We start from the raw sequence: 26,167 nt of genomic DNA, 5'->3' as shown, positions 1-26,167 counted from the left end.
CAAATACTGGATGGATGCACACTATTGAAAGTGAGTTTGCAGCCATACATGAAGACTGCGCGGCAAACGGTCGCCATATACCCTCTCAATCGATGGGACTGGTAGAATCGCCGCCGGTTCACATGAGGTTTTTCCATGCAAGATCCCCACAGCGAACACATGAGTAGCGGTGAGACCCGCGCGGCAAGCGGCCTTGCCCTGGTGTTCGCCTTCCGTATGCTGGGCATGTTCATGGTGTTGCCGGTGTTGGCGACCTATGGCATGGACCTGGCGGGCGCGACCCCGGCCCTCATCGGGTTGGCGATTGGCGCTTACGGCCTGACCCAGGCGATTTTCCAGATCCCGTTCGGGGTCATTTCCGACCGCATCGGCCGGCGTCCGGTGATCTACCTGGGGTTGATCGTCTTCGCCCTGGGCAGTGTGCTGGCGGCCAATGCCGATTCGATCTGGGGGGTGATCGCCGGACGAATCCTGCAAGGTGCCGGGGCTATTTCCGCCGCTGTCATGGCGCTGCTGTCGGACTTGACCCGCGAACAGCACCGGACCAAGGCCATGGCCATGATCGGCATGACAATCGGTCTGTCGTTCGCTGTCGCCATGGTCGTAGGTCCCTTGCTGACCCGTGCCTTTGGCTTGTCGGGGCTGTTCCTGGCCACCGGGGCCATGGCGCTGGTGGGCATCCTGATCGTGGCGTTCATGGTGCCGCACTCCACCGGGCCGTTGCAGCACCGCGAATCCGGGGTGGCCCGCCAGGCGCTGATCCCAACGCTCAAGCACCCGGATCTGCTGCGCCTGGACCTGGGAATTTTCGTGCTCCACGCCATGCTCATGTCCAGTTTCGTGGCCTTGCCCCTGGCGCTGGTGGAAAAAGCCGGCCTGCCCAAGGAGCAGCACTGGTGGGTGTACCTGACCGCGCTGCTGATTTCGTTCTTCGCCATGATCCCGTTCATCATCTATGGCGAGAAGCGACGCAAAATGAAACGAGTTTTGCTCGGCGCCGTCATGACGCTGATGCTCACTGAGCTATTCTTCTGGCAGTTCGGCGATAGCTTGCGGGCCCTGGTGATCGGCACGGTGGTGTTTTTCACCGCGTTCAATCTGCTGGAGGCATCGCTGCCGTCGCTGATCAGCAAGGTTTCACCGGCGGGCGGCAAAGGTACGGCGATGGGGGTTTACTCCACCAGCCAGTTCCTGGGTTCGGCGTTGGGCGGGATCCTCGGCGGCTGGCTGTTCCAGCATGGCGGTTTGTCGGTTGTGTTCCTGGGTTGCGCCGCGCTGGCTGCACTTTGGCTGCTTTTTGCTGTTACCATGCGCGAACCTCCCTATGTGACGAGCCTGCGCTTGCCCTTATCGCCCGAGGCGATTCGTGAGGCTGGCCTGACCGAGCGTCTGAAGGCCGTCGTTGGAGTAACCGATGCAGTGGTGGTCGCCGACGAGGCGGCCGTGTATATCAAACTCGACACCGAATTATTGGATCGCGCGACGCTCGAGCGCCTGGTGAACAACCCGGCCCCGACCACGTGCGAAGCCTAGGAGAACGTTATGGCCCGTGGGGTTAACAAAGTCATATTGGTCGGTACTTGCGGCCAGGATCCTGAGGTTCGCTACCTGCCCAACGGCAACGCCGTGACCAACCTGAGTCTGGCGACCAGCGAGCAGTGGACCGACAAGCAGACCGGCCAGAAGGTCGAGAAGACCGAATGGCACCGCGTGTCCATGTTCGGCAAAGTGGCGGAGATCGCCGGCGAATACCTGCGCAAGGGTTCGCAGGTGTACATCGAAGGCAAGCTGCAGACCCGCGAGTGGGAAAAAGACGGTATCAAGCGTTACACCACTGAAATCGTGGTCGACATGCAAGGCACCATGCAACTGCTGGGCGGTCGTCCACAGGGCGACCAACAGCAAGGTGGCAACAACTACCAGCAGTCGGCTCCGGCCCCGCGTCAGCAGGCGCCTCGTCCACAGTCGGCGCCACAGCCACAACGCGAGCGCCCGGCCCCGCAACAAGCCGCGCCGCAACCGGCTCCGGATTTCGACAGCTTTGATGACGATATTCCGTTCTGAGTCTACTCAGACTTTTTATAAAGTTTGACTAAGGAACCCCCGCCATGCGGGGGTTCCGCGTTTTTGGCAGTGTAAAATCAGTCATAAATAATCTTCTGATAGACCGGCGTTTGCTTGGCGCTGTGCTTGATGCGTCGCACTGAGCTGCCGGTGATGAGTTGTCCACCGAGCAGAAGATTGCCACGAGGAGATCGCGGTTCGAAAAGCTGCTGTCTTAATACCCTTATCGCTTCTGCACCCAATTCATCGCGGGGCACGTGAAGCGTCGTGAGCGGTAAATCGTTGATGTCCGCCAGGTTGAACCCGTCCATGCTCATCACTGAAACATCGTGAGGAACCCTCAGGCCAGCATTCTGGAGCGCTTTAACTGCCCCGGCTGCCATAAAGTCGCCCCCGGCCAGGATGGCAGTCGGTCGGTCTTCGGGTGCGCAGTTTTCCATGAAGGCCGCCACCTGCGCTTCAGATTCAGCACTGCCGAAACCTTCGGAAATTATTAGGTGTTTCGCTTCGACAAACTCGAGATTTTGCTCCTTCCATGCGTCACGAATTCCACGTATTCGAAGGTCCATCGTGTACCGCCTGAGACACTGGAGGGTCAGTACATTTCGATGGCCCATCTGAAATAGATAATTCATCGAATAATGACCGATTAAAAAGTGGTCGGGTGATATCGAGGGCAGGCGCATGCTGCGATCGATGCAGTTGATCAACACCGTCGGCTTGCTGAGGTCGGCCGCAAGTTGGTGTATGTGCGGATCATCAATACCAATCAGGATCGCCGCATCGGTGTCCTTCTGATTCATCTTTTCCAAAAACAATAATGCGTCGCTATCGACCTCTTCGAGCTCACAGTAGCGGACTCGAACATCATGCTGCGCGACCGCCTGCGTGATGCCCTGGATAACTTTGTAGTAGAAGATATCGGAGCGTACGTTGAAGGCCCGCGAGGGCGCGAAGAGGGTCAGCCCGTTGAGCAGGAAACGACCATGGGCGAGGTCTTCCATCACGCCCCTCTGACGAGCCGCCGCCAGCACTTTTTCTCTCGTCGCCGGGCGGGTATTTGATTTGCCTGCAAGCACCCGGGACACCGTCGCTATGGACAGGCCAGTCTGTGCCGCGATTTCAGCAATGTGTAATTTCCCCACCGCGGCTTATCCATTGAGACAATTTATGTAAAAGCTTTCATAGCAGAAAAGGGCCAGCAAGCCTAGCGTCCTTGGGTCTTTGCCGAGCCAGGGTGAAAGAGAATGTAAGTTTATACACGCTTACTTCTGTACGAGTCATGAGCCGTTGCCATAGCGTCAAGCCTCAAATAAAAACAAAACGCCGGAAAATCCGGCGACAGGCGAAGAATTGATGACTATCGATATCGAACGCAATGCTCGACTTTCGGCCAAGCGAACATTCATCCCACATCTGCGTTGGTGGATGCTTTCCCTGTTTTTGCTCGGCGTCACCGTAAACTACATAACCCGCAATTCATTAGGCATATTGGCGCCGGAACTAAAAACCACGTTCAACATGTCCACTGAACAATACTCGTGGGTGGTCGCTTCTTTCCAACTTGCCTATACCGTTTTCCAACCCATCTGCGGATGGCTGATCGATGCGATCGGGCTCAAGCTCGGCTTTGTGGTATGCGCCGTCATATGGTCGGTGATGTGCCTTCTGCATGCCGGGGCCGCGAGTTGGGTGCATCTGGCGATTTTGCGTTTTTTTATGGGCGCTTCGGAGGCTGCGGCTACACCAGCCAATGCCAAGGCGATAGGGGACTGGTTTCCAAAAAAAGAACGACCTATCGCCGCAGGTTGGGCAGGGGTTGGCTTTTCCTTGGGGGCCATGCTCGCCCCTCCCATCATCTATCTGGCTCATGTATCTCTGGGCTGGCAGGGCGCATTTCTAATCTCCGGGGGGATCGGCCTGGTCTGGGCCGCCGTCTGGGCATGGCTCTACCACGCCCCCAATATCCACCCGCGCTTATCGCCCAATGAGTTGAAGCATATCCAACAAGACGGCGAAAAAATCGGCCAGCAAATGCCCTTTTTTAAAGCGTTGAAAAAGATTGGCCGGGACAAGCGGTTTTACGGTATCGCGCTTCCCGCCTTCATGGCAGAACCGGCATGGGCGGTCATGAGTTTTTGGGTGCCGCTGTATCTGGCCAATGAAAGAGGAATGGACCTTAAGCAAATCGTACTGTTTGCCTGGGTTCCGTTTCTGGCCGCGGACTTGGGCAGTATCGCCAGCGGTTATCTGTCACGCGCTTACCATCGTTTTTTCAAATGCACCCGGGTGAACTCGATAGTCGCCAGTTCAATCACCGGCGCGTTCCTGATGTTTTCGTTGGCCGTGATGACTCAGGTGCAAGACCCCTATGTTGCGATTGCGCTTATTTCAGTCGGCGGTTTTGGCCACCAGATTATTTCTTGCATGTTAAGTGCGCTGGTCGTCGAAACGTTTGATCGGGATGAGTTGGCGACGGTTAACGGAATGCGAGGCTCCTGTGCCTGGATTGCCAGCTTTATTTTCTCGCTGATCATCGGTGTCAGCGTGGACAAAATAGGATTCAACCCATTGTTCATTGCAATGGGGCTCTTTGATTTTATAGGTGCGTTTTTCATGATCTTGTTTATCGCAGACAGAGCGTCCAAACCTAAAGCGGTGCGTGCACAATGAAATCACTTAAAGTCTGGACGTTACAGGCCCAGGAAAAAGGTTATATCGAGCTGCTGGTTGAGGGCCGACATCTATTCCGAATCTATATTCTTGAAGACGGTTTGGCGCGTGTTCTGCTTCTGCGTGCAGGGGCGTTGGCACTGGATCGGACCTGGAGCATTGCACCCCGGGAGGACGTCGCCTGGGAGGGCCGGTCCCGCGAGTCGGTAGCGGATTTCTCTTTGCCCGCGTACCGGGTCGAAGCGTTTCAGGACCGGTTGGTGCTCACCACCAAAAAACTCCGCATCACTGTGAATCAGCCGCTGTGGTTACAGTGGGAATACCATGATGGCCAGCGCTGGAAGCCGTTGGTCTCGGATCGGCCCACCGGTGCCTATTCGCTTGACGCTCATGGTGAAGGCCTGGAGCACTACCAGCTTCGCGCGCCCGAACATCGCTACTACGGGCTCGGCGAAAAAACCGGCGACTTGAACCGCACCGGCCGGCGTTTTGAAATGCGTAACTTGGATGCAATGGGATATGACGCTGCGAGCACCGACCCGCTGTACAAGCACATTCCTTTTGTCATCACGCACCAGGAACACGCCAGCTTTGGGATGTTTTATGACAACCTGAACACCAGCCTGTTTGATCTGGGTAACGAGCTGGATAATTATCACCGGCCCTATCGTCGGTACAAAGCGGAGGCCGGCGACCTCGACTACTGGGTACTGGCAGGCCCGCGCATACTGGATGTGACAAAGGCTTTCGTTCGCCTGACCGGACGCACCTTGTTTCTACCTAAATGGAGCCTGGGCTACAGCGGCTCAACCATGCGTTACACCGATGCCGAAAATGCCCAGGAACAGTTGCTGGAGTTTCTTGATCTGTGCCGTCGGCACGATATTCCCTGTGACTCTTTTCAACTGTCATCCGGGTACACCTCCATTCGCGAAAAACGCTATGTGTTCAACTGGAACCATGAAAAAGTCCCGGACCCCAAGGCGCTTGCCCAGGCCTACCGTGATGCCGGCGTCAGACTGATTGCCAACATAAAGCCTTGTCTGCTGCAGGACCACCCGCGCTACGCCGAGGTGGCCAATCAAAAGATGTTCATTACCGACTCTGAACACGACAGGCCAGAGCGGTCGGTCTTCTGGGACGATGAGGGCTCTCATCTGGACTTCACCAACCCGGACACTGTCAGTTGGTGGCAATCAAATGTCAGGTCACAGCTTTTGGAACTGGGCATTGAATCTACGTGGAACGATAACAATGAATTCGAAGTGTGGGATGGCGAGGCGCGCTGCCAAGGCTTCGGGCGCGAGATAGCCATCAAACATATCCGGCCCGTCATGGCATTGCTGATGATGAGAGCGTCTTTAGAGGCACAACAGCGCTTCTCACCGTCAGAGCGGCCCTACCTCATCTCACGCTCAGGTTGCGCCGGCATGCAGCGCTATGTTCAGACCTGGAGCGGTGATAACCGAACCAACTGGAAAACACTCCGCTACAACACCCGCATGGGCCTGGGCATGAGCCTGTCGGGGTTGTACAACGTGGGGCATGACGTGGGTGGGTTCTCCGGTAATAAACCGGACCCCGAACTGTTTGTCCGTTGGGTCCAGAATGGTGTGATGCACCCGCGCTTCACCATTCACTCCTGGAACGACGATGGCACCGTCAATGAGCCATGGATGCATCCAACGGTCACCGATGCGGTCCGTGACGCTATTGCGCTCAGATACAGGTTGATGCCTTATTTCTATACCTTGCTGTGGCAAGCCAGTCACGAAGATGAGCCCATTTTGCGACCCACGTTTCTTGACCACGAGCACGACTTTCAAACGTTCGAGGAAAACGACGAGTTCCTTCTGGGCCGAGACGTTCTCGTCGCCAGCGTGGTAGAGGAAGGCGCACGCGAGCGCGAGGTGTGGCTGCCCCTGAACGCGACAGGATGGTGCGACTGGCATACCGGTGGCTGGTACGAAGGCGGCCAATACGTTTCTCTGGATGCGCCTTTGGAACGTTTGCCATTGTTGGTACGAGGGGGCGCTGCGATAGCGACCGGTGAGTGCCACAAGCTTAATGATCCCTCGCTTGATCGGCGTCGCGAGCTGGTGATTTTTCCTGCACCTTCAGGCACCTCCAGCGGCGTGTTATTTGAAGATGACGGCATCAGTCATGGCTGGAAGAACGGCAATAGCCTGGTGATCAGATGGACCATTGAATATGGCCTGGACTTCATTGATTTGAAGATCTCTAAAACAGGGGTTTTTTGTCCGGCGTGGGAGCAGCTCGAGGTGTCCTTGAAGGGAACGGATGCGAGAACCCTGAGAATCAACGGCCATAGCGACTGCGCTTTAACGTTGGCCGACATTGCGGAGCATGAACTTCATTGATCCCCTGAGAAGTCTTGCCCTCCCAGTCCGGGAGGGCAGGTTCAAGGGGCATCGGAGGCTTTCATCTCTCCTAAGAACCGTGCATACGAGTTTCCCTGCCTCGGCTCACAAATCCAGATCCAATACCTCCTGCATCCTCTCGCCAATCGACTGTCTCAACCACGCGGCATGGAACGCCATGTCCCGCACGGTTACATCCCCAAACCGCAGTGCGATCGGCTTGCCATTGGCCCCGGCGAAGCACACCTCAAAGTGACAAACATTGGCGGAAGCGGTCGTTATGTAAGGCCGGATGGAATGGATGTCGCTGTACGGCACGCATTCTTCGGTGCTTTGTCGGGCACGGCGGCGCTGGGTGAAGGTGAGGCGTTGCTGGCGCTCGTCAAAGCAGAAACCGAGCACTTCAGGCGCACAGGCGAGCCATTTGAGGATGCAGACGGCCACGAATGTGCTGATGAACATGAGCGTTAAAAACAGGGGATCTTCGATCACTCTTGTATGAATGGGCGACAGGCTTTGTCCGACATGAAACAGCTTCATCGATAGGACTGCCAGTCCGTAGACCGGCAAGGCCAGCAATACCGCCACGGCGTACAGCATGGTGCCCAGGTATCCCGGCCTGGGTACGTCGCTTGAGCAATCCCAAGTGGGCGGATGCCATGACGCTGAGGCGGCGGTGTCGGTCGGGAAGGGCGAGTCGACCAGGCGCGGCGGGCGTTTGCGTTTCATGCGGCAGGCTCTTGGGAACTGACCGGCCATTCTTATCGTTATGGCTCAACGGCGACTAGTAGCAGTCAGCAGTCGCAAGCAAATAAAAAACCGCGCTGCGGTGCTCGAAGCGCGGTTCTCTTTGCCCGCCATTGGGGGCTGGATTGCACCTCAGCGGTTGGCTGCCAGGAATTGCTCAGTGCTCACCACACTCGCATAAGCAAACCCCAGCGCCGCCATGAAGGCCGCATGTACTTGGGCGGCCGGGACCACGACGCCGTTGAATTCCAGGTCGAGGGTGGCACAGGCATCGTGGATCACTGTGACGTCATAGCCCAAATCCGCCGCAGCCCGGGTGACGCCATCGACGCACATGTGGCTCATGCTGCCGACCACCACCAGTTGCTCGATGCCGTGGTGGTCGAGAAGGGCTTGCAGTTCGGTCTCTCGAAACGAATTGACGAAGTGCTTGAGCACCACCGGCTCGTCGTCGCGGTTGAGCACTTTGGGGTGCAGTTGCGCGCCTTCGGAGCCTGGGGTGAAGAACGGCGCGTCGTCGGAGGTGAACTCATGGCGGATGAACACCACTTGATCCCCGGCCTGGCGAAAGGCTTCGATCAACTTTGCGGCATTGTCGGCGGCGGCGTCGGCACCGACCAGTGGCCATTTCCCTTGGAGGAAGTAGTCGTTCTGGATATCGACTACGATGAGCGCTTGCTTGGGCATGAGGGTTTCCTTGATCAGGTTGGGTATGGCGCCAGTATTGGCTTTTGCCGCAGGTTCGAGGATTGGCCACAACGACAATAGGCGAGGGAAAACTGACAATGACGCAGCAAAGGGCAGTCGCCGAGCTCGGGGTGCTCATCTATCCCGGCGCGCAATTGGCGGCGGTGCATGGGTTGACCGATCTGTTTGCCGTGGCGCAGCGAATTGCGGCCGAGCATGGCAGTGCGCAGTTGCCACGGCTGCGGGTCAGTCACTGGCAAACGGAAAATGACGAAGCGCCGTTGCGGGTGTTCGACAGCGAAGCCGGCCCGGCGGGCAAACTGGTTGCGTTGCTGATTCCGCCATCCCTCGCCGGTTTCGATGAGGAGCAGGCCTCCCAAGGATTGATGGATTGGCTGCGTGCGCAGCATGCCGGTGGCACGGTGTTGGGTGGGGTTTGCGTAGGCTCGATTCTGCTGGCCGAAAGTGGCCTGCTCGATGGGCGCAGCGCCACCACCCACTGGACCTCGGCCAAGTCCTTCGCGGCGCGTTACCCGAAGATCAAACTCAACGCCGACAAACCCATCGTCGACGACGGCGACCTGATCACCACGGCCGGGTTGATGGCCTGGTCGGAGCTGGGGCTGCGTCTGGTGGACCGCCTTCTCGGGCCGAGCATTGCCACGCGCACGGCGCAATTTTTGGTGATCGAGCACAGCGACAGCGCCAGCCAATGCGGCAGTAACTTCGCGCCGATTCTCGGGCATGGCGACGCGGCGATTCTCAAGGTCCAGCATTGGCTTCAAAGCAGCGGTGCGGTGGACGTTTCCCTTGGCGCGATGGCCGAACGGGCTGGGTTGGAAGAGCGCACCTTCCTGCGCCGCTTCCGCGCCGCCACCGGGCTAAAACCCACCGAATACTGCCAGCACCTGCGAGTCGGCAAGGCCCGGGAAATGCTGGAGTTCACCAATGGCACCATCGACCACATCGCCTGGACCGTGGGTTATCAGGATCCGAGTGCGTTTCGGGCGACGTTCAAGAAGATTACCGGGCTGGCGCCGAGTGATTATCGGGCGAGGTTTGGGGTGAGTCCGCCGGGTGTTTCAAGGCCGCAGTGAGTGCTTTTGTGGCGAGGGGATAAACCTCCTCGCCACAGGAGACGGTGCGAGTATCGTGCAATTTGCCGGATATCAACCGCAGGTCGTGCAGAATGAAACAGGCGCGTTGCTATCAACTCCTCGCGATTCCCCCGTTTGCTTGACCGTCCTGGCGGCTTCCATCGTTGGCCTGATCTCTGCACCCCTTAACCCACAGCCATCGAGCACAGGTAAAGGGCAACGCATGACGCCAGTCAATCGCAACAAAACCGTAGTGGCCCACTCGGTCAACCCCCACGCGCCGCTCCATGAAGTGGAAACCAATCGTGCGCTGGCCCGCTGGCTGGCGCAGATCCTCGGGCTGGCGTACGGCGGCAGTTATGATGAACAGCAACATGCCGGGCTTGATCTGTATTGGGTGCCTACGCAAACCCTGATCGGCGCCGAGGCCGCGTTGCGCCTGGGTGTCAAGGGGCCCGAGGACCTGTGGGGCGGTTACGTCGAGCATGATTTTATTTGCACCAAGGCGATCGCCCACGGTCTGCTGAATAAGGATGCCGTGGCCCCCGAGGGTTGGTCGCCGCTGTTTGCCAAGCTCACCCGAGGCGCGGTGCTCGATGGCGTGAGTGTCTTTGCGCTCAAGGACGCGCGCCCGGCCGCGGAGCATTTGCTTTACACCGGGCCGATCCGCCTCAAGCCGATCCATGCTTGCGCTGGACGCGATCAACGAGTGATCAAGAGCCTTGCGCAGTTCGATGAAGTTGCCGCCGCGCCTGACGCCCAGACGCTTTTTCGTGATGGGGTGGTGCTGGAGCAAAACCTCAGTGAGGTCCAGACCCAAAGCGTCGGCCAGAGCTTCATCAGCGGCAAAGTCCTCAGCTATTGCGGCGTGCAACACCTGACCCAGGACAGCGAGGGCTTGGAGGTCTACGGCGGCTCGGATCTGTTGGTGGTGCAGGGCGGCTATATCGAATTGCTCAGGCTTGAGCTGGCCGACGATGTCCGTGAAGCGGTACGCCTGGCCCAAGTGTTTGATGACGCCGCCCACCAGGCTTACCCCGGCTTCTTCGCCTCGCGGCGCAATTACGACATTGCCCAGGGCCTGGATGCCGCCGGCCAGCCCCGTGGCGGTGTGCTGGAGCAGTCGTGGCGCATGGGTGGGGCCAGCAGTGCCGAGCTTGCGGCGTTGCAGGTGTTCGTCGAGGCCCCGTCGACCAGCGCGGTGCGCGTGTCCTCGGTGGAAACCTACACCGACCAACCGCTGCCCCCCGGCGCCAAAGAGGTCTATCGCGGCGCGGCGCACAATGGGGACTTCCTTCTTAAATACGTAACGGTTCATTCCTATGACGGCTAGAAGCGAAACCATACAGATCGAGATCGACGATGAACACATGAACGGGACCTTCCTGAGCCCCAAGTCGAAGGTGCCCGGCGTATTGTTCGTGCACGGTTGGGGCGGCAGTCAGGAGCGTGACCTGGAGCGGGCCAAAGGCATTGCCGGCCTGGGCTGCGTGTGCCTGACCTTCGACTTGCGCGGGCATACCGGCGGGACGGGCATTCCGCTATCGCGGGTGAGTCGGGAAGACAACCTGCGGGATCTGCTGACGGCTTACGACCGGCTGCTTGCCCACCCGGCCCTGGACACGTCGGCGATTGCCGTGGTGGGCACCAGCTATGGCGGTTACCTGGCCTCGATCCTGACATCGCTGCGACCGGTGCGTTGGCTGGCCTTGCGGGTGCCGGCGCTGTACCGCGATGAGCAATGGCACACGCCCAAGCGCGACCTGGACAAAAGCGACTTGCTCGATTACCGCAGCACCCTGGTGCATGCCGACACCAATCGCGCCTTGCATGCCTGCTCTCAGTTCACCGGTGATGTGTTGCTGGTGGAATCGGAGACCGACGACCACGTGCCCCATGCCACCATCATGAGCTACCGAGCGGCGTGCCAGCAGACCCACTCGCTGACCCACCGGATCATCGACGGCGCGGACCATGCCCTGAGCGACCCAGTGTCACAACAGGCCTACACCTCGATCCTGGTGGGCTGGATCACGGAGATGGTGGTGGGTGAGCGGTTGAGCATTATTCAGGAGCGGTGATTGTGTGGTGTGGGTGAGGGCCTCATCGCGAGCAAGCTCGCTCCCACATTGGATCTGTTGTGAACATGATATTCCGGCCGCAATAAATCCCTGTGGGAGCGAGCTTGCTCGCGATGGGCCACTACCTCCCCGTTATTTAAGCCCAGGCTTGACCCGCAACGCCTTGGCCTTCGCTTCGATCACCAGGTACATCATCACCGTGATCAGCAACGGCAAAATGAAGTAGATCGCCCGGTAGGCGATCAACCCCGCCAGCAGGCTGCCCCGCGACACCTCGTGCTGCAGCAGCGCAATGAACACCGCCTCCAACACCCCAAGGCCCGCCGGAATGTGGGTGATGACCCCGGCAATGCTGCTGATCAGCAACACCCCGAGCACCATCGGATAATCCAGTTTGCTGGGCAGCAAAGTGAAAATCACCGCCGCCATCAGCGACCAGTTCAATGCCCCCAGCGCCAGTTGCAACACGGCCATGCGCAGCGACGGCAGGTTGATTTCCATACCCCGAATGGTCCAGGCCCGGCGCTTGGAAAACTGACAGGCCAGCAGATAACCCGCACTGACGAACAGCAACAGCACACCCACGCCTTGCAGCGCATTACTGCTGAGTTTCCAGCCCGGCGGCATCGTCACCAGACCGCTGCTGAACACCACGCCGGCCAGGGTCATGTAGCCGAACCAGTTGGTGGCCAGGCTCAAGCCGAGGATCTTGGCGATGTTGCCGGTGCTGACCCCCAGCCGCGAATACAGCCGGTAGCGCATGGCGATGCCGCCGACCCAGGCACTGAGGTTGAGGTTGAAGGCGTAACTGATCACCCCCACCGGCAGGATTTGCCGCCAGCTGAGTTTCTGACGGATGTAGGTGCGGCCAATCAGGTCGAAGCAGGCGTAAGTGATGAAACTGGTGATGGTCAATGCGACTGCGATGATCAACGTGCGTACCTTGAAGTCCGCCAGGGTCGCGAACACTTCCGACCAATCGATGCGCCGGGCCAGGGTCGTGAACAGCACGATCAGCAGCAGGAAGAAAGCCAGGGTCAGCGGTCTTTTCCAGCGGCTCCAGCGTGACTTGGGTTTACCCTGCTCGTGGGCGTGGGCGTCATGGGGTGCGGTCTGCGCGTCAGAGTGGTTCATGGGGTTCGCTCCGAACCGCCGTCGGCGGCGAAAAAGGTTTCAGGCGCGGTTTATGGGCCGGCAGCCAGCCGGCCCAGGCCGGGAAGTGGCGCAGGAAGTGGAACACCATGAAACCGACGGTCATGCGCCACAGCCGGCCCCGAGGGGCGTGGTTTTCGGGCATGACCGTGCAATGATTGCGGCTCAAATGATCGAGGCGCTGGAACAGTTCGCGGTTGAACGCCCGATCGCGGATCAGCACGTTGGCTTCCAGGTTCAGGGACAGGCTCAGCGGGTCGAGATTGCTCGAACCGACGGTGCTCCAGTCCTCATCCACCAGCGCGACTTTGCCGTGCAGCGGCCGTTCGCAATATTCGTAGATCACCACGCCGTCCTTGAGCAGGTAGTTGTAGAGCATTCGCGCGGCGAGCTTGGCGATCATCATGTCCGGCTGACCCTGCAGGATCAGTCGCACCTCCACGCCACGGCGCGCCGCATTACGAATTTCGCGCAGCAACCGGTAGCCGGGGAAGAAATAGGCGTTGGCGATCACTACACGGCGCTGGGCGCTGCGCAGCACTTGCAGGTAGACCTCTTCGATGTCGGTCTGATGTTCGTGGTTATCGCGATAGACCAGGCGCACCTGGCCGTCATGGTCGTTGAAGGCCAGCTCATTGCGCCGACTGCGCCGCCGTTGCCACCAGTATTTGGCCCGCGAAGGGCGGCCGCTCTGCACCAGCGCGAAGTGATGGATATCCACCACCGCCGGGCCTTTGACCTCCACCGAGTAATCCTGCTTGGCCTCGGGGCCGAAATCCCCCAGGTGGTCAGCGGAAAAGTTGATCCCGCCGATAAACGCGATGACCCCGTCCACCACCACGATCTTGCGGTGCAGGCGGCGGAACCAGTTGGTGCGGATCCCCAGGAGCCGGGGGGCGGGATCGAACATCTGCAGCCGCACCCCGGCATCACTCAACGATGCGAGGAATTCAGTGGTCAGCTCACCGCAGCCGAAGCCGTCGAGGCTGACGCTGATGCGCACGCCACGGTGGGCGGCGTCCACCAGCAGGTCCCGCAGTTCGATCCCGACCTTGTCCTCGAACAGAATGAAGGTCTCCAGGAGGATTTCGCTCTCGGCCCGGCGAATGGCCTCGAACACCCGGGGGAAATACTCCTCGCCGTTTTCCAGGAGCGTGACGCGGTTGTTGCCGTGCCAGCTGTATTCGATATCGGCCGGTGCCGGGTTGCGCTCGGTGGGTGGAACTTCAATTTGCTGCACCGTCTCCTTGTTCACCGTCGTGTTCATAATTCGATCTCCACCGACAGTGGTGCATGGTCGGAAAGGTGCGACCAGGGACGTACGCTCAACACCTTGGGGTGATGGGCCTTGAGGTTGCGCACGTAGATGCGGTCCAGGCGCAGGATGGGCAGGCGCGCCGGAAAACTGCGGGCCGGTTTGCCCAACCGCTCGGCGAACACTTCCCGCAAGCCGCAGGGCTCGAGCAGCTCACTGGCCTTGCCGCGCCAGTCGTTGAAGTCCCCGGCGACGATCACTGGCGCCTCGGGCGGCAGTTCCTTCAAGCGCTGGCAAAGCAGCTGCAATTGCTCGATCCGATGTCCCTCGCGTAGCCCCAGGTGGACGCAAATGGCGTGGATTTGCGGGCTGTCGGCGCCCGGCAAGCGCAGCACGCTGTGGAGCATGCCGCGGCTTTCGTGGCCGCTGATGGACATGTCGATGTTGTCGTGGCGGATGATCTGGAATTTCGACAACAGCGCATTGCCATGGTCGCCCGCCGGATAGACCGCGTTACGCCCGTAGGCGAACTGCGGCCAGAGGCTGTCGGCGAGGAATTCGTATTGCGGCATGCTTGGCCAGTTGCTGTAGCGCTGAGGGTGGTGTTCGTGAGTGCCATGCACTTCCTGCAAAAACACCACATCGGCGGACACGCTACGCACCGCTTCGCGCAGTTCCGGCAGGATGAAGCGGCGGTTCAGCGCCGTGAACCCTTTGTGGGTGTTGACCGTCAGGACGGTGAAGCGGCTGACCCGGTCAAGGTCTTGGGCCAGGTGCTGGGTCGGGTCGCGGGTCGCGTCGGGGGATTGTGGAGTGCTCATGGCAATACTCCCTCGGCCGGGCGCACACCGGGTGCGGTAGCGAGGTCTTTGTCCAGGTCGAAGTGCTCCAGCAAGTGCCGTGCGTCATAGGGCGCGCGGACTTTGATGTCGTTGTCGAAATAGCAGAACACTTCCCGGCTCTTGCGCGCCCGAGGCTTCTTTTTCGGGGCGATCAGGTGGGCGTCGCTGGGCTGCTTGCCGTGGCTCCAGGCCTCGATCCGCTCGCCCCAGCGTTGCAGCGCCGCGTCGGTGTAACCGCTGGCGTACAACTCCTCGGCGCCGTGCAGGCGCAAGTAGACGAAATCGCTGGTGACGTCTTCGCGATAGGGCCATTTGCCGGCGGTGTCGGCGATCACCAGGGCGACATCGTAGCGCTTGAGCAAGGTGATGAACCGCGGGTCGACGAAGCTCTCGTGACGAATCTCCACGGCGTGACGCAGCGGGCGCTTTTTATCGGTCCTGGTGCTGGCGTGGCCGTCCAGGCGCGGTTCGTGCTCCCGGGCCAGGGCGGCGGCGCCTTCGGTGTCGTGGGGCAGTTGCTTGAGGAAGTCTTCGAACAGCTCGGGGTCGAATTTGAAACTGGGGGGAAACTGCCAGAGGATCGCGCCGAGTTTCTCCTTGAGTTCCAGCACCCCGGAGGCGAAGAAGTTGGCCAACGGCTTGTGGACATCCCGCAGGCGCTTGATGTGGGTGATGAAGCGCGGGGCCTTGACGCTGAATACAAAGCCAGGCGGCGTCTCGGCGTACCACTGGGCATACCGTTCGGGGCGTTGCAGGGCGTAGAACGATCCATTGATTTCGATGCTGTTGACCGCGCGCGAGGCGAATTGCAATTCCCGCTTCTGGGTCAGCCCCTTGGGGTAGAAATCCCCCCGCCAAGGCGTGTAACGCCAACCGGAAATGCCAATGTGGATCGCCGTCATGTGTCCCTCCCGTGCCAATGACCTCGTACCGCCTGTGTCTTGTGATGACTGTTGCGCGGCCCGGAAAGTTTCGATGGGCTTACCAGCGGTGGAAATGTGTGAGGTGACTGTGGCGAGGGGATAAATCCCCTCGCCACAGGTGTTGTATTGACCTTTGGAGCGAACTTGCCCGCCCGTAATTGATCAGTTCTTTACCGATCCCGTGTGAAGGAGCCTCGCGTTTTGTCTCGATTGAGCACTGTATTGCTGCTGTTTTTGCTGGCGATGACCGGCACCAGCGCCTATGGGACCGCCGCTGTCCCCGGCACCTCCAAGCCCGACGAACCGCCCGCCGAACCCGCACCGCTGGTCCAGGGCGGCTTGCTGGGGGCGATCAGTTCGAGCATCGATGACGTCCAGGAAAAACTCGACCTCAACCAGAGCCTGGTGGACGCCTGGCGCCTGCGGGCGGATCGGGCTGCGGATGAGGTGGACCGGCTGGTGGACCAGACGTCCCGCTCGTCCTGGCGGGTGGCGGGAGATTTCCTGTTGCTTTCCGGCGTCTGGCTGGGGACTTTTGCGTTGATCTGGGCAGGCGCGCGCATGCTGGTGCGACGCCTGGGCAAGGGCCGCTGGCTGCGCACCCGCCAGCGCCTGCGGGGCTTGCTCGGCTATCTGCTGCCCTACACCGTGCCGGCGCTGGTCTGTCTGCCGCTGACCCTGTACGTCAGCCACTTTCTGCAAGTCTCGGTCGGGCGTGCCCTGGCGCTGTGTTTCGCCTACGCCACCAGCAGCGGTATTTTCTCCACCTCGGTGTTGCTGTGCGTCATCGTGATGTTCAACGCCGGCCACAAACGCCGGGCGGTGGCGATGATCCGGCGGTTCAGCCCCCGGCCGCTGTTCATGATCGGCTTTCTCGCGGCCCTCAGCGATGCCCTGACCAGCCCGCAGATCGCTCGGCAACTGGGCGGCAACATCACCAGCAGCATCGCGGTGTTCACCGGTTTGTTCGCCTCGATGATCTTTGCCTGGCTGGTGATTCGCATGCGCCGGCCGGTGGCGCACCTGATCCGCAACCGACCGTTGGCCCAACGTTTGAAACAACCGGCCCTGCAAGAGTCCCTGCGGATTTTTTCCGGGCTCTGGTATTGGCCGATCCTGTTGATGGTGTTGGTCTCGGCGGTGAGCCTGATCGGCGTTGGCGAGGACAACCAGAAGGCCCTGCGTTGCGCGATATTTACGACCATCCTGTTGATCGCGATGGTGTTTCTCTGCACGGTGTTCCAGCACGTCTTCAAGTCGCCCAAGGTCGAGGTTATCCAGCGCAACAGCGCGTACAAGGGCCGTTTGCTGAGCCTATTGCATGCGTTGTTGCGGATCGTCATGGCGGTGGCGTTCATTGAGATCCTCGGGCGCATCTGGGGGATTTCGCTGTTCGAATTCGCCTCGCGCAATGCCGTGGGCCGGGCGATCAGCGATTCCTTGAGCCGCATCGGCCTGATTTTCCTGGTGACCTGGCTGATGTGGGTGGTGCTCGACACGGCGATCCAGGAAGCCTTGAAACCCCCTTTGAACAAGCGCGGGGCTCGCCAGCCGAGCACCCGGATCAAGACCATCCTGCCGCTGCTGCGCAACGCGGCGAAAATCATTCTGGTGGTGATTTGCGCAATCACCACCATGGCCAACCTGGGCATCAACGTCGCACCGTTGCTGGCCGGTGCCGGGGTGGTGGGGCTGGCGATCGGTTTTGGTTCGCAGCAACTGGTGCAGGACGTGATCACCGGGCTGTTCATCATCATCGAGGACACGCTGTCGATCGGCGACTGGGTGGTGCTCAGTTCCGGCCACGCCGGCACCGTCGAAGGCCTGACCATCCGTACCCTGCGCCTGCGCGATGGCAAGGGTTTCGTGCATTCGGTGCCGTTCGGCCAGATCAAGGCCGTGACCAACCAATCCCGGCAATTCGCCTTTGCGTTTTTCTCTGTGCAATTCACTTACGACACCGATGTCGACCAGGCCATCGAGTTGATTCGCGAGGCCGGGCGCGCGATCGCCGAAGACCCGTTCCTCAAGTTCAACCTGCAAGGGCCGCTGGATGTGTTCGGCGTGGACAAGATGGACCTCAACGGCGTGGTGCTCACGGCGCAGTTTCGTACGGTGTCCGGTGGGCAATATGCGGTGAGCCGGGCGTTCAACCAGCACCTGAAGAAGCTTGTGGATAACGACCCGACGGTGCATTTTGCGCAGACTTATCCACAGCAGGTGGTGATGCCGCGGCGGTTGGTGGAGGAGGCGAAAGAAGAGGGGGAGGAGGCGCCTGGTCAATCTCAGTAGCTACTGAGTTTAGTCGAGAGGCTTATGGCCCCTTCGCGAGCAAGCCCAGACACCTTCAACCTTTCTGGATGAGCTTGTTCCTCACCTCTGCCATCCCCTGTCCATCCAACTCCACCCACAAATGCTGCTTGCCGGCAATCTGCGCCGCAACCGGCAATCCATCGCGATACACCAGCCGATTACTCGCCAGCGCCGGCACTTTCGCCCCTGGCAGCAAAGTACCGGCCAGGTTCAGCGGGTCGACGCCGCAGACCGCGACCAGGCTGCCGTCGCTGGGGCGGCGGCGCACTTCGCGCAACAGCGGGATGGCTTCGGGCAGGGCGAACTGTTCGCCCGCCAGGCCGCTGACGAAACGCCCACCGCGAATGTCGCCCCGCGCCTCCAACCGATGAAAGGTGCGCAGCAACTCGCGCCAACTCGGCAACCAATCGGCCTCCCGCTCCAGCAAGCGCCAGAACACCACGCCGTAACGACGCAGCAGGGTCATGGCGATGTGTTCCAGGGTCTCGGGTGCTGTGGGCGTGGGGCGGTTGCTCTCCACGGGCGCGGGAGAACTGCGGCGCAACAAGGCCCAGCGCCCGGCGTCGTCCATGCCTCCGACAAACGCACCGCGTCCGCGCCGACTGCTGCGGGCCTGGCGTTTGCTGGCCGGGGTGATCAGCGCGCGCAGGCCGGCAAAACTGTCGGCGTTCACCAACCCGGCGCCCACCAGTTCCTGCAAGGCGATTTCCAGTTCGCTGCGCAACAGGTGGGCTTCGTGCAGCAACTCGTCAAAAAACAGCGCGCCGTGTTCGCTGAGGGCCTGATGGACTTTTTGCGTCTTGAGCGACAGCTCGCCGGGGGGCGTTTGCTCGGCCAGGCTGCTCCACAGCGCCACCTGGCTGCGCGGCAGCAACACAATCGGCGTGCTGCGCAGTGCACTTGCAGAGGCTTTCTGGCGGGCGCTCAGGCGCGTCCACACCAGCTTGCCGCTGCGGCACAACTCATCAAGCCAGCTCGGCGTGTAGTCTTTTATCCGCGCCGGCAGCAGGTCACTGTCCCAAGCCGAGGCAGCAGCCGGGTAGCCCTCGAACTGGTTGATGATCGATGGCAGTACGGCGCTACCGCGGCCTTGGGTGGACGGCGACAGATGCTGCCAGTCGAACAGAAATCGCATGAAGTCCTGCAGCATCACCGGCTCGATTTCCCGGCGCAGGCGCTTGACCGTGTAGCGATGGATGCGCGCCAGTAAATGCCGCTCGCACCATTCCTCTTGCGCGGTGCCCGGCGTGAATCGGCCGCGCAACACGTAGCCTTGCCGCTCCAGGTGCGCCAGGGCCTGGGTGACTTGCGGGGTCGACAACCCCAGCGGGTAGGCGATGGCCGGCAACGGCAGCGGGCCGAAGGCGCTGAGCCGGGCGCGAAGCACTTCCACCACGGCCTCGTCGCTGGCCCAGGCCTCATCAAAACCGGCCAAGGGCGTCAGTGGCGGCTGCCATCGGGCCTGTGGATAAATCGCTTGCAGGCAGGTCAATCGCTCCAGCGCCACCCACAGGCCACGTTCGCTGCTGATCTGCACATGACTGGCGCGACCGCCATCGGCCAAGCTCTGCAACCAGCCCCGCCATGACGGATGGGTGTCGGCTTCGCTGTCGGCGATGCAGGCCAGGCTCATCAGTGCTTCGTGCATTTCATCGAGGTTGGCGGGCGTCGGCCAGGCTTCGTCTCGCACCGACTGGATGGCCTCGGCGTCCAGCGCGCCCAGGTCGTTGGTGGCTTGTGGGTCGCTCCAGCGCCGGTTGATCACCGCCTGGGTCCGCCGTTCTTCCAGCGGTGCATCGTCGAGAAAGGTGTAGGGGCGGGCGCTGAGAATTTCCGCGGCCAGGGGCGAGGGCGCCGGCAGGTCGCGGCTGATCAGGCGAACCTCGCCGGCTTCCATGCGCCGCAACAGCGTCAGCCAGCCTTCGCTGTCCATGGCTTCGTGCAGGCAATCGTCGAGGGTCTGTTCCACCAGCGGGTGATCGGGGATCTCGCGCTCGCCGGCGAGGTTCTCCAGGCAGGCGATCTGGTCCGGGAACACACTGGCGATCAGGTCTTCGCTTTTCATCCGCTGGATTTGCGGGGCGACTTTGCGCCCGCCGCTGTAACGCGGCAAGGCCAGGGCCACGCCGGCATTCCAGCGCCAGCGCACGCCGAACAACGGCGCATCCAGCACTGCCTGGACGAGGATCTGCTCGGCGCTGTGGCTGTTGGGGTAACGCCAGACCTCGTCCAACTCGAAGCTGTGGCTGGTGGACAGCGACAGCACGATGGCGTCTTCGCTGGCGGCGGCCTGCAATTCGAAATTGAACGTGCGGCAGAAGCGCTTGCGCAAGGCCAGGCCCCAGGCGCGGTTGATACGGCTGCCAAACGGCGTGTGGATGATCAGTTGCGTGCCGCCGGACTCGTCGAAAAACCGCTCCATCAGCAAGGTGTCCTGGGACGGCAGGGCGCCGAAGGTCAGGCGGGCCGGGGCCAGGTAATCCACCAGCTGTTCGGCGCTGGCCAGGTTCAGTTGCAAGGTGCCGGTGAGCCAGTCGAGGGCTGGTTGCAGATTGCCCGGCGTGGCGCCGAGCAAATCGTCCAGCTGGGCTTGCAGGCGGGCCACGGCCAGGGACAATTCGGCGCTGCGCCCGGGGGCTTCGCCGAGCCAGAACGGGATGGTCGGCGGCTGGCCCTGGGCGTCCTCGACCCGCACGCGGCCGGTCTCGACGCGAATGATGCGGTAGGAGGTATTGCCCAGCTGGAACACGTCGCCGGCAATGCTCTCCACCGCGAAGTCTTCGTTGACGCTGCCGATGTTCAGCCCTTGGGGTTCGAGCAGCACGCTGTAGTCGGCGTTGTCCGGGATGGTGCCGCCGCTGGTCACGGCGGTCAGCTTGCTGCCCCGGCGCCCGCGCAGGGTACGGGTGACGGCGTCCCGGTGCAGGTAGGCACTGCGCACGCCCTGGCGGCCATTGAAGCCTTCAGCGAGCATTCGCAGTAACGCCTGATAGTGGCCGTCGTCCAGTTCGGCGTAGGGGGAGGCTCGGCGGAAGGTGTCCAGTAGCGCCTGTTCCTGCCATTCCTGGCAACTGACCTCGGCGACGATCTGCTGGGCCAGCACATCCAGTGGGGCGATAGGGATGTGCAAGGTGTCGAGTTCGCCCCGACGCACGCAATCGAGCAGGGCGGCGCACTCGAGCAAATCATCGCGGGTAGTGGCGAACAAACGGCCCTTGGGCGTGCCGCCGACCTGGTGCCCGGAGCGACCCACTCTTTGCAGGAACGCCGAGATCGAACGGGGCGAGGCGATCTGGCACACCAGGTCGACGTCGCCAATGTCGATGCCCAGCTCCAGGGACGCGGTGGCGATCAATACCTGCAATTCGCCGCGCTTGAGGCGTTGTTCGGCGTCGAGGCGAAACTCTTTCGCCAGGCTGCCATGATGGGCCGCCACCGCGTCCTTGCCCAAACGCTCGCTCAGGTGCCGGCTCAGGCGCTCGGCCAGGCGCCGGGTGTTGACGAACACCAGCGTGGTGCGGTGTTCCCGGGCCAGCTCGGCGAGGCGGTTGTAGACCAATTCCCACACGTCGTTGGCCATCACCGCCGAAAGCGGCACCGGCGGCACCTCGATGTCCAGGTCGCGCGGGCGAGCGTGGCCGATGTCGACGATTGCACAGGTGCGTCCCTGGCCCACGAGGAAGCGCGACACGGCTTCGATGGGTTTTTGCGTGGCGGACAGGCCGATGCGCATCAGCGGTTCGGCGCACAGGGCTTGCAGGCGTTCCAGGCTCAAGGCCAAGTGACTGCCGCGCTTGCTGGCGGCGATGGCGTGGATTTCGTCGACGATCACCGTGCGGGTGCTGGCGAGCATCTGCCGCCCGGAATCGGAACCGAGCAGCACGTAGAGCGACTCAGGCGTGGTCACCAGGATGTGCGGCGCGCTCTTGCGCATCGCCGTGCGTTCTTTCTGTGGCGTGTCGCCGGTGCGCACGGCGGTGGTGATGTGCAGGGGCGGCAGGTCCATTTGTCGCAGCTGTTCGGTGATGCCGGCCAGCGGGTTTTGCAGGTTGATCTGGATGTCGTTGCTCAAGGCCTTGAGCGGCGAGACGTAGACCACCAGGGTCTGGTCCGGCAGGCCGCCCTGTTCCAGGCCGCGATGCACCAGGTCATCGAGCACGGCGAGAAACGCAGTCAGGGTCTTGCCCGAACCGGTGGGTGCCGCCACCAGGGTCGAGCGGCGTTGGCCGATCAACGGCCACGCCTGGGCCTGGGCGGCCGTGACCGCCGGGAATGTCTGGCTGAACCAGGCGCGAACGGCGGGGTGAAAGCCTGCCATGGCGTGGTCGGCTGCAAGGGGCAGATTCATGGGGGCAGTTATGCGGGTGGGAGGGGGAAGATGCAAGTACCTCTGAGCTATGCATCGCCTGGCAGGGCCCCTTCGCGAGCAAGCCCGCTCCCACATTTGGAAGGCATTCTCATGTGGGAGCGGGCTTGCTCGCGAACGGGCCCTAAAGAACAGTACAAATGCCGGATCTGCACTTTACGGATGACGGTTGCGCACTAAACCCGCAAAATGCAACGATTCCGACAACGCCTGCGGGCGTTGTCGACCAAATTCTTGTGCCAACAGACTGGGCCTGCTGACTTTATGCGAATGCGCCTTATGTTACTGGGCGGCGGGAATGCCCTCGGGCAGGCGCTGATTCGCCTCGGTGCAGAAGAAGACATCGGTTTTCTTGCCCCCCGCCCCCCCGAAGACGGTTGGGATGCCGCGAGCCTGACTCAGTTGCTCGACGACACCCGGCCGGACGCCTTGATCAACCTGGCGTACTACTTCGACTGGTTCCAGGCCGAGGTCGTCAGCGAGCAGCGCCTGGCCAATCAGGAGCGCGCTGTCGAGCGTCTGGCCGAGTTGTGCCAGCACCACAACATCGTCTTGCTGCAACCGTCCAGCTATCGGGTGTTCGACGGCTCCCGCGCCACCGCCTACAGCGAAAAGGACGAACCCGTGCCCCTGGGCCTGCGTGGCCAGGCGTTGTGGCGGATCGAGCAAAGCGTGCGTGCCACCTGTCCGCAGCATGTGTTGCTGCGTTTCGGCTGGCTGCTGGACGACAGCGCCGACGGTATCCTCGGCCGTTTCCTGGCCCGGGCCGAGCAGCCTGAAGAGTTGCTGCTGGCCGACGACCGACGCGGTAATCCGACGCCGGTGGACGACGCCGCACGGGTGATCATCTCGGTGCTCAAGCAACTCGATTGCGCGGCGCCGCTGTGGGGCACCTATCATTACGCCGGGCATGAGGCGACCACGCCACTGGCGCTGGGCCAGGCGATCCTTACCGAAGCCCGCGCCCTGCATCCGCTGGCGATTGAAGCGCCCACGGCCCAGGCTCACGCCGCACGGCCGGACGCCGCCGAAGAACCGCAACACGCGGTACTGGCCTGCAAGAAAATTCTGCACACTTTCGGGATCAAGCCCCGCGCCTGGCGCGCGGCACTCCCGGGCTTACTGGATAGGTTTTATCGTCATGGCTGAAGGCCCTGTTTTAATCACCGGCGGCGCCGGTTTCATTGGCTCGCACCTGACCGACGCTTTGCTCGCCAAGGGACACACGGTGCGCATCCTCGATGACCTGTCCACCGGCAAGCGCAGCAACCTGCCGCTGGACAACCCCGCTGTCGAACTGATCGAAGGCGATGTCGCCGATGCCGCGCTGGTGGCCCGGGCCATGGCCGGTTGCAGCGCCGTGGCGCACCTGGCGGCGGTGGCCTCGGTGCAAGCGTCGGTGGACGACCCGGTGCGCACGCACCAGAGCAATTTCATCGGCACCCTGAATGTCTGCGAAGCCATGCGACAGTCCGGGGTAAAACGGGTGTTGTTCGCTTCCAGCGCAGCGGTCTACGGCAACAACGGCGAAGGCGAGTCCATCGACGAAGAAACGCCCAAGGCCCCGCTCACGCCGTATGCCTCGGACAAACTGGCCAGCGAGTTCTACCTGGACTTCTATCGCCGCCAGCACGCGTTGGAGCCGGTGGTATTCCGCTTCTTCAACATCTACGGTCCACGCCAGGATCCGTCCTCGCCGTATTCCGGGGTCATCAGCATCTTCAGCGAACGGGTGCAGAAAGGCCTGCCGATCACTGTGTTCGGCGACGGCGAGCAGACCCGGGATTTTGTCTACGTCGAAGACCTGGTTGACCTGCTGGTGCAGGCCATCGAGAAACCCGAGGTGGAAGTAGGCGCGGTGAATATCGGTTGGAACCAGGCCACGACCCTCAAGCAGATGCTCCAGGCCTTGGCTGCGGTGGTGGGTGACCTGCCGCCGATCAGCTACGGCCCGGCGCGTTCCGGCGACATCCGCCATTCGCGGGCCAACAACAGTCGGCTGTTGGAGCGTTTCAGCTTTCCAACGCAAACGCCGATGAGCGTGGGGCTGGCGCGGTTGTTGGGGCGCTGAGTTTCCACCAGCCACAAAAAAGGCGCCTTTCGGGGCGCCTTTTTCGTGAGTCCTACAGCGTCTTCACTTAAAACTTGTAACCCAACCCCACCATGTAGATCCACGGATCCACATCGACATTCACTTTGGCGCGAGTCCCGCCGGCCACGGCGTTGTTGTCCACATAAGCGGTGGTGTCGATGTCGATGTAGCGAATCTGGCCGTTGATCATGACGTTGTCGGTCAGCATGTAGTCGGCGCCCACTTGCCACGCCATGCCCCAGCTGTTGCTCGCCCGGAAGTTGCTGAAACCGTTGGCACTGGCTTCGCTGCCGACGTGCTCGTCGTAGATCCAGGTGTAGTTGATGCCGGCGCCGACATAAGGCTGGAAGGTGGATTTGGCATCGAGCGGGTAGTAGACCAGGCTCAAGGTCGGCGGCAGGTGCTTGAGGGTGCCGAGCTTGTTATTGGCCGCGCCCAGGGCGGTGCCTTTGATTTTCACGTCATGCTCGAACGGCGAGGCCGCCAACAATTCGATACCCAGGTTATTGGTGATCATGTAGGCGAAGTTCAGGCCCAATTGCGTGTCGCTGCTCATGGTCGCCTTGCCGCCCAGATCAGTGCCGGCCAGCGGACCACGGTCGACCTTGACGCTGGAACTGTCGGCTTCTGGATTGACGGTGATGGCGCCGGCGCGAACGATGATGTCGCCGGCCGTATGGGCCTGGGCGAGCGGAGTAGAGAGCGCGAGGGCAACGAGGGAAGCGCTGAGCAAGGACTTGTGCATGGGGGCTCCAGAGGACATTTCAAAATTGATGTCCTATGGTACGAAGGCGTATGTAGGCGGCTTTTGACTCAGCTCAATGAAAATGCGATGAGCAACCTTGAGGCCCCCTTCGCGAGCAAGCCCGCTCCCACATTCGACCGCATTCCTTCTGACGGAACTCGGTCAACTGTGGGAGCGGGCTTGCTCGCGAAAGCTATTTCAAAGGCGATACATAACCCCGGGATTCACTCCGGCAGCTCATACACATAAATCTTCTGCGCCTCCATCTGATACCCGGCATCGGCCAGTTCACTGGTGGACGGCTTGACCTGCATCGGGCCTTCGACCCAGTACGGCTGGTACAACTCGTCGAGCTTGACCCCAACCTCGCTTTTCACATGCACGATCTGATTCGACGGCGGTGGCGGCACGTGGATGCAGGCGCCGAAGTACGGCACCAGTAGAAAGTCCGTGGTACGGCCTTCCTCGCTGACTTCCAGCGGCACGATGTAGCCCGGCAGCCGGATCTGCTGGCCGTCGAGGGCCTTGACCACCGGGGCGTTGGGCAAATCCTGCTTGGCCGCCGGGGCGGATTCGGCGGCCAGGGCATCGCTCATCTTCGACAGGTCGTGCAGTGGGGTCATGTTTGGCACTTCCGGCGGCGCGTCCGGCGGGATCATTTCCGACCAGGCCAGGTCCCTTGGTTCGGCCGCCCACAGCGGCAGGGCGACCAACATCAACAGCGCAAGCAGGGCGCGGGGCATCTTCAA

General features: G+C 61.3%; 20 protein-coding genes. 10 read left to right on the top strand and 10 right to left on the bottom strand.

Annotated features, from left to right (window positions below; genetic code table 11):
• Nucleotides 1-135: 135 nt before the first annotated feature.
• The gene (locus EPZ47_RS26630; RefSeq protein ID WP_135847426.1) at nucleotides 136-1,533 is read left to right on the top strand and encodes an MFS transporter; all 1,398 of its coding nucleotides are present in this window, start codon (nucleotides 136-138) and stop codon (nucleotides 1,531-1,533) included.
• 9 nt (nucleotides 1,534-1,542) lie between these two features.
• Nucleotides 1,543-2,064, top strand: a complete 522-nt coding sequence (locus tag EPZ47_RS26625; protein WP_003206078.1) for a single-stranded DNA-binding protein — start codon at nucleotides 1,543-1,545, stop codon at nucleotides 2,062-2,064.
• Nucleotides 2,065-2,141: 77 nt separating this feature from the next.
• On the opposite strand, the gene EPZ47_RS26620 is transcribed toward EPZ47_RS26625, so the two are convergent.
• Nucleotides 2,142-3,209 (bottom strand): LacI family DNA-binding transcriptional regulator, encoded by a 1,068-nt coding sequence (locus tag EPZ47_RS26620; RefSeq protein ID WP_135847425.1) that lies wholly within the window; start codon nucleotides 3,207-3,209, stop codon nucleotides 2,142-2,144.
• Between the two features lie 211 nt (nucleotides 3,210-3,420).
• Here EPZ47_RS26620 and EPZ47_RS26615 point away from each other — a divergent pair, with 211 nt between their 5' ends.
• Nucleotides 3,421-4,737, top strand: coding sequence for an MFS transporter (locus EPZ47_RS26615; RefSeq protein WP_135847424.1), 1,317 nt, complete (start codon nucleotides 3,421-3,423; stop codon nucleotides 4,735-4,737).
• Nucleotides 4,734-7,118, top strand: coding sequence for a glycoside hydrolase family 31 protein (locus EPZ47_RS26610; RefSeq protein WP_135847423.1), 2,385 nt, complete (start codon nucleotides 4,734-4,736; stop codon nucleotides 7,116-7,118). Before EPZ47_RS26615 ends, EPZ47_RS26610 begins: the two co-directional genes overlap by 4 nt.
• Before the next feature lie 105 nt (nucleotides 7,119-7,223).
• Here the strand turns inward: EPZ47_RS26610 and EPZ47_RS26605 are convergent, their stop codons facing one another.
• Both EPZ47_RS26605 and EPZ47_RS26600 read right to left on the bottom strand, forming a co-directional pair.
• Nucleotides 7,224-7,847 (bottom strand): hypothetical protein, encoded by a 624-nt coding sequence (locus EPZ47_RS26605; protein WP_178084286.1) that lies wholly within the window; start codon nucleotides 7,845-7,847, stop codon nucleotides 7,224-7,226.
• A 150-nt stretch (nucleotides 7,848-7,997) separates the two neighbouring features.
• Nucleotides 7,998-8,552, bottom strand: a complete 555-nt coding sequence (locus tag EPZ47_RS26600) for a cysteine hydrolase family protein (protein WP_135847422.1) — start codon at nucleotides 8,550-8,552, stop codon at nucleotides 7,998-8,000.
• A gap of 98 nt (nucleotides 8,553-8,650) precedes the next feature.
• Between EPZ47_RS26600 and EPZ47_RS26595 the strand changes: the two genes are divergently transcribed.
• The 3 genes from EPZ47_RS26595 to EPZ47_RS26585 all read left to right on the top strand — a co-directional run bounded on the left by EPZ47_RS26595 (nucleotide 8,651) and on the right by EPZ47_RS26585 (nucleotide 11,730).
• Nucleotides 8,651-9,649, top strand: a complete 999-nt coding sequence (locus EPZ47_RS26595) for a GlxA family transcriptional regulator (RefSeq protein ID WP_135847421.1) — start codon at nucleotides 8,651-8,653, stop codon at nucleotides 9,647-9,649.
• A 223-nt stretch (nucleotides 9,650-9,872) separates the two neighbouring features.
• The gene (locus EPZ47_RS26590; protein ID WP_135847420.1) at nucleotides 9,873-10,982 is read left to right on the top strand and encodes a DUF3182 family protein; all 1,110 of its coding nucleotides are present in this window, start codon (nucleotides 9,873-9,875) and stop codon (nucleotides 10,980-10,982) included.
• On the top strand, nucleotides 10,972-11,730 hold the full coding sequence (locus EPZ47_RS26585) for an alpha/beta hydrolase family protein (RefSeq protein WP_135847419.1): 759 nt from the start codon (nucleotides 10,972-10,974) through the stop codon (nucleotides 11,728-11,730). The genes EPZ47_RS26590 and EPZ47_RS26585 overlap by 11 nt, the downstream gene beginning before the upstream one ends.
• Before the next feature lie 132 nt (nucleotides 11,731-11,862).
• Here EPZ47_RS26585 and EPZ47_RS26580 read toward each other — a convergent pair whose 3' ends face one another.
• Genes EPZ47_RS26580 through EPZ47_RS26565 form a run of 4 tightly spaced genes read right to left on the bottom strand, consistent with a single transcriptional unit; the run spans nucleotide 11,863 to nucleotide 15,881 of the window.
• Nucleotides 11,863-12,864: a lysylphosphatidylglycerol synthase domain-containing protein gene (locus tag EPZ47_RS26580; protein ID WP_135847418.1), complete on the bottom strand. Its 1,002-nt coding sequence runs from the start codon at nucleotides 12,862-12,864 to the stop codon at nucleotides 11,863-11,865.
• Nucleotides 12,851-14,149: a cardiolipin synthase ClsB gene (gene clsB / locus EPZ47_RS26575; RefSeq protein ID WP_135847417.1), complete on the bottom strand. Its 1,299-nt coding sequence runs from the start codon at nucleotides 14,147-14,149 to the stop codon at nucleotides 12,851-12,853. The genes EPZ47_RS26580 and clsB overlap by 14 nt, the downstream gene beginning before the upstream one ends.
• Complete coding sequence (locus EPZ47_RS26570) at nucleotides 14,146-14,958, bottom strand: endonuclease/exonuclease/phosphatase family protein (protein ID WP_135847416.1); 813 nt, start codon at nucleotides 14,956-14,958, stop codon at nucleotides 14,146-14,148. Before EPZ47_RS26570 ends, clsB begins: the two co-directional genes overlap by 4 nt.
• On the bottom strand, nucleotides 14,955-15,881 hold the full coding sequence (locus EPZ47_RS26565) for a DUF72 domain-containing protein (protein WP_135847415.1): 927 nt from the start codon (nucleotides 15,879-15,881) through the stop codon (nucleotides 14,955-14,957). The genes EPZ47_RS26570 and EPZ47_RS26565 overlap by 4 nt, the downstream gene beginning before the upstream one ends.
• A gap of 222 nt (nucleotides 15,882-16,103) precedes the next feature.
• On the opposite strand from EPZ47_RS26565, the gene EPZ47_RS26560 reads away from it, so the two are divergent.
• A complete protein-coding gene (locus EPZ47_RS26560) occupies nucleotides 16,104-18,194 on the top strand; it encodes a mechanosensitive ion channel family protein (protein WP_135847414.1) in 2,091 nt (696 codons plus the stop codon).
• Between the two features lie 55 nt (nucleotides 18,195-18,249).
• On the opposite strand, the gene EPZ47_RS26555 is transcribed toward EPZ47_RS26560, so the two are convergent.
• Nucleotides 18,250-22,563 (bottom strand): DEAD/DEAH box helicase, encoded by a 4,314-nt coding sequence (locus EPZ47_RS26555; RefSeq protein WP_135847413.1) that lies wholly within the window; start codon nucleotides 22,561-22,563, stop codon nucleotides 18,250-18,252.
• Nucleotides 22,564-22,845: 282 nt separating this feature from the next.
• On the opposite strand from EPZ47_RS26555, the gene EPZ47_RS26550 reads away from it, so the two are divergent.
• Together EPZ47_RS26550 and EPZ47_RS26545 are read left to right on the top strand one after the other, a co-directional pair.
• A complete protein-coding gene (locus EPZ47_RS26550) occupies nucleotides 22,846-23,730 on the top strand; it encodes a sugar nucleotide-binding protein (protein WP_135847412.1) in 885 nt (294 codons plus the stop codon).
• The gene (locus tag EPZ47_RS26545; RefSeq protein ID WP_135847411.1) at nucleotides 23,723-24,652 is read left to right on the top strand and encodes an NAD-dependent epimerase/dehydratase family protein; all 930 of its coding nucleotides are present in this window, start codon (nucleotides 23,723-23,725) and stop codon (nucleotides 24,650-24,652) included. Before EPZ47_RS26550 ends, EPZ47_RS26545 begins: the two co-directional genes overlap by 8 nt.
• A 67-nt stretch (nucleotides 24,653-24,719) precedes the next feature.
• On the opposite strand, the gene EPZ47_RS26540 is transcribed toward EPZ47_RS26545, so the two are convergent.
• Together EPZ47_RS26540 and EPZ47_RS26535 are read right to left on the bottom strand one after the other, a co-directional pair.
• Nucleotides 24,720-25,418 carry an OmpW/AlkL family protein gene (locus tag EPZ47_RS26540; protein WP_135847410.1) on the bottom strand — a complete coding sequence of 233 codons (699 nt, stop codon included), beginning with the start codon at nucleotides 25,416-25,418 and terminating at the stop codon, nucleotides 24,720-24,722.
• A gap of 224 nt (nucleotides 25,419-25,642) precedes the next feature.
• Nucleotides 25,643-26,161 (bottom strand): DUF3299 domain-containing protein, encoded by a 519-nt coding sequence (locus tag EPZ47_RS26535; protein WP_135847409.1) that lies wholly within the window; start codon nucleotides 26,159-26,161, stop codon nucleotides 25,643-25,645.
• Between the last annotated feature and the right edge of the window lie 6 nt (nucleotides 26,162-26,167).

The organism is Pseudomonas viciae, assembly GCF_004786035.1.
GTDB lineage: Bacteria > Pseudomonadota > Gammaproteobacteria > Pseudomonadales > Pseudomonadaceae > Aquipseudomonas > Aquipseudomonas viciae.
Note: the sequence above shows the minus strand (reverse complement) of the source record. Positions and strands in the feature narration are given on the sequence as shown.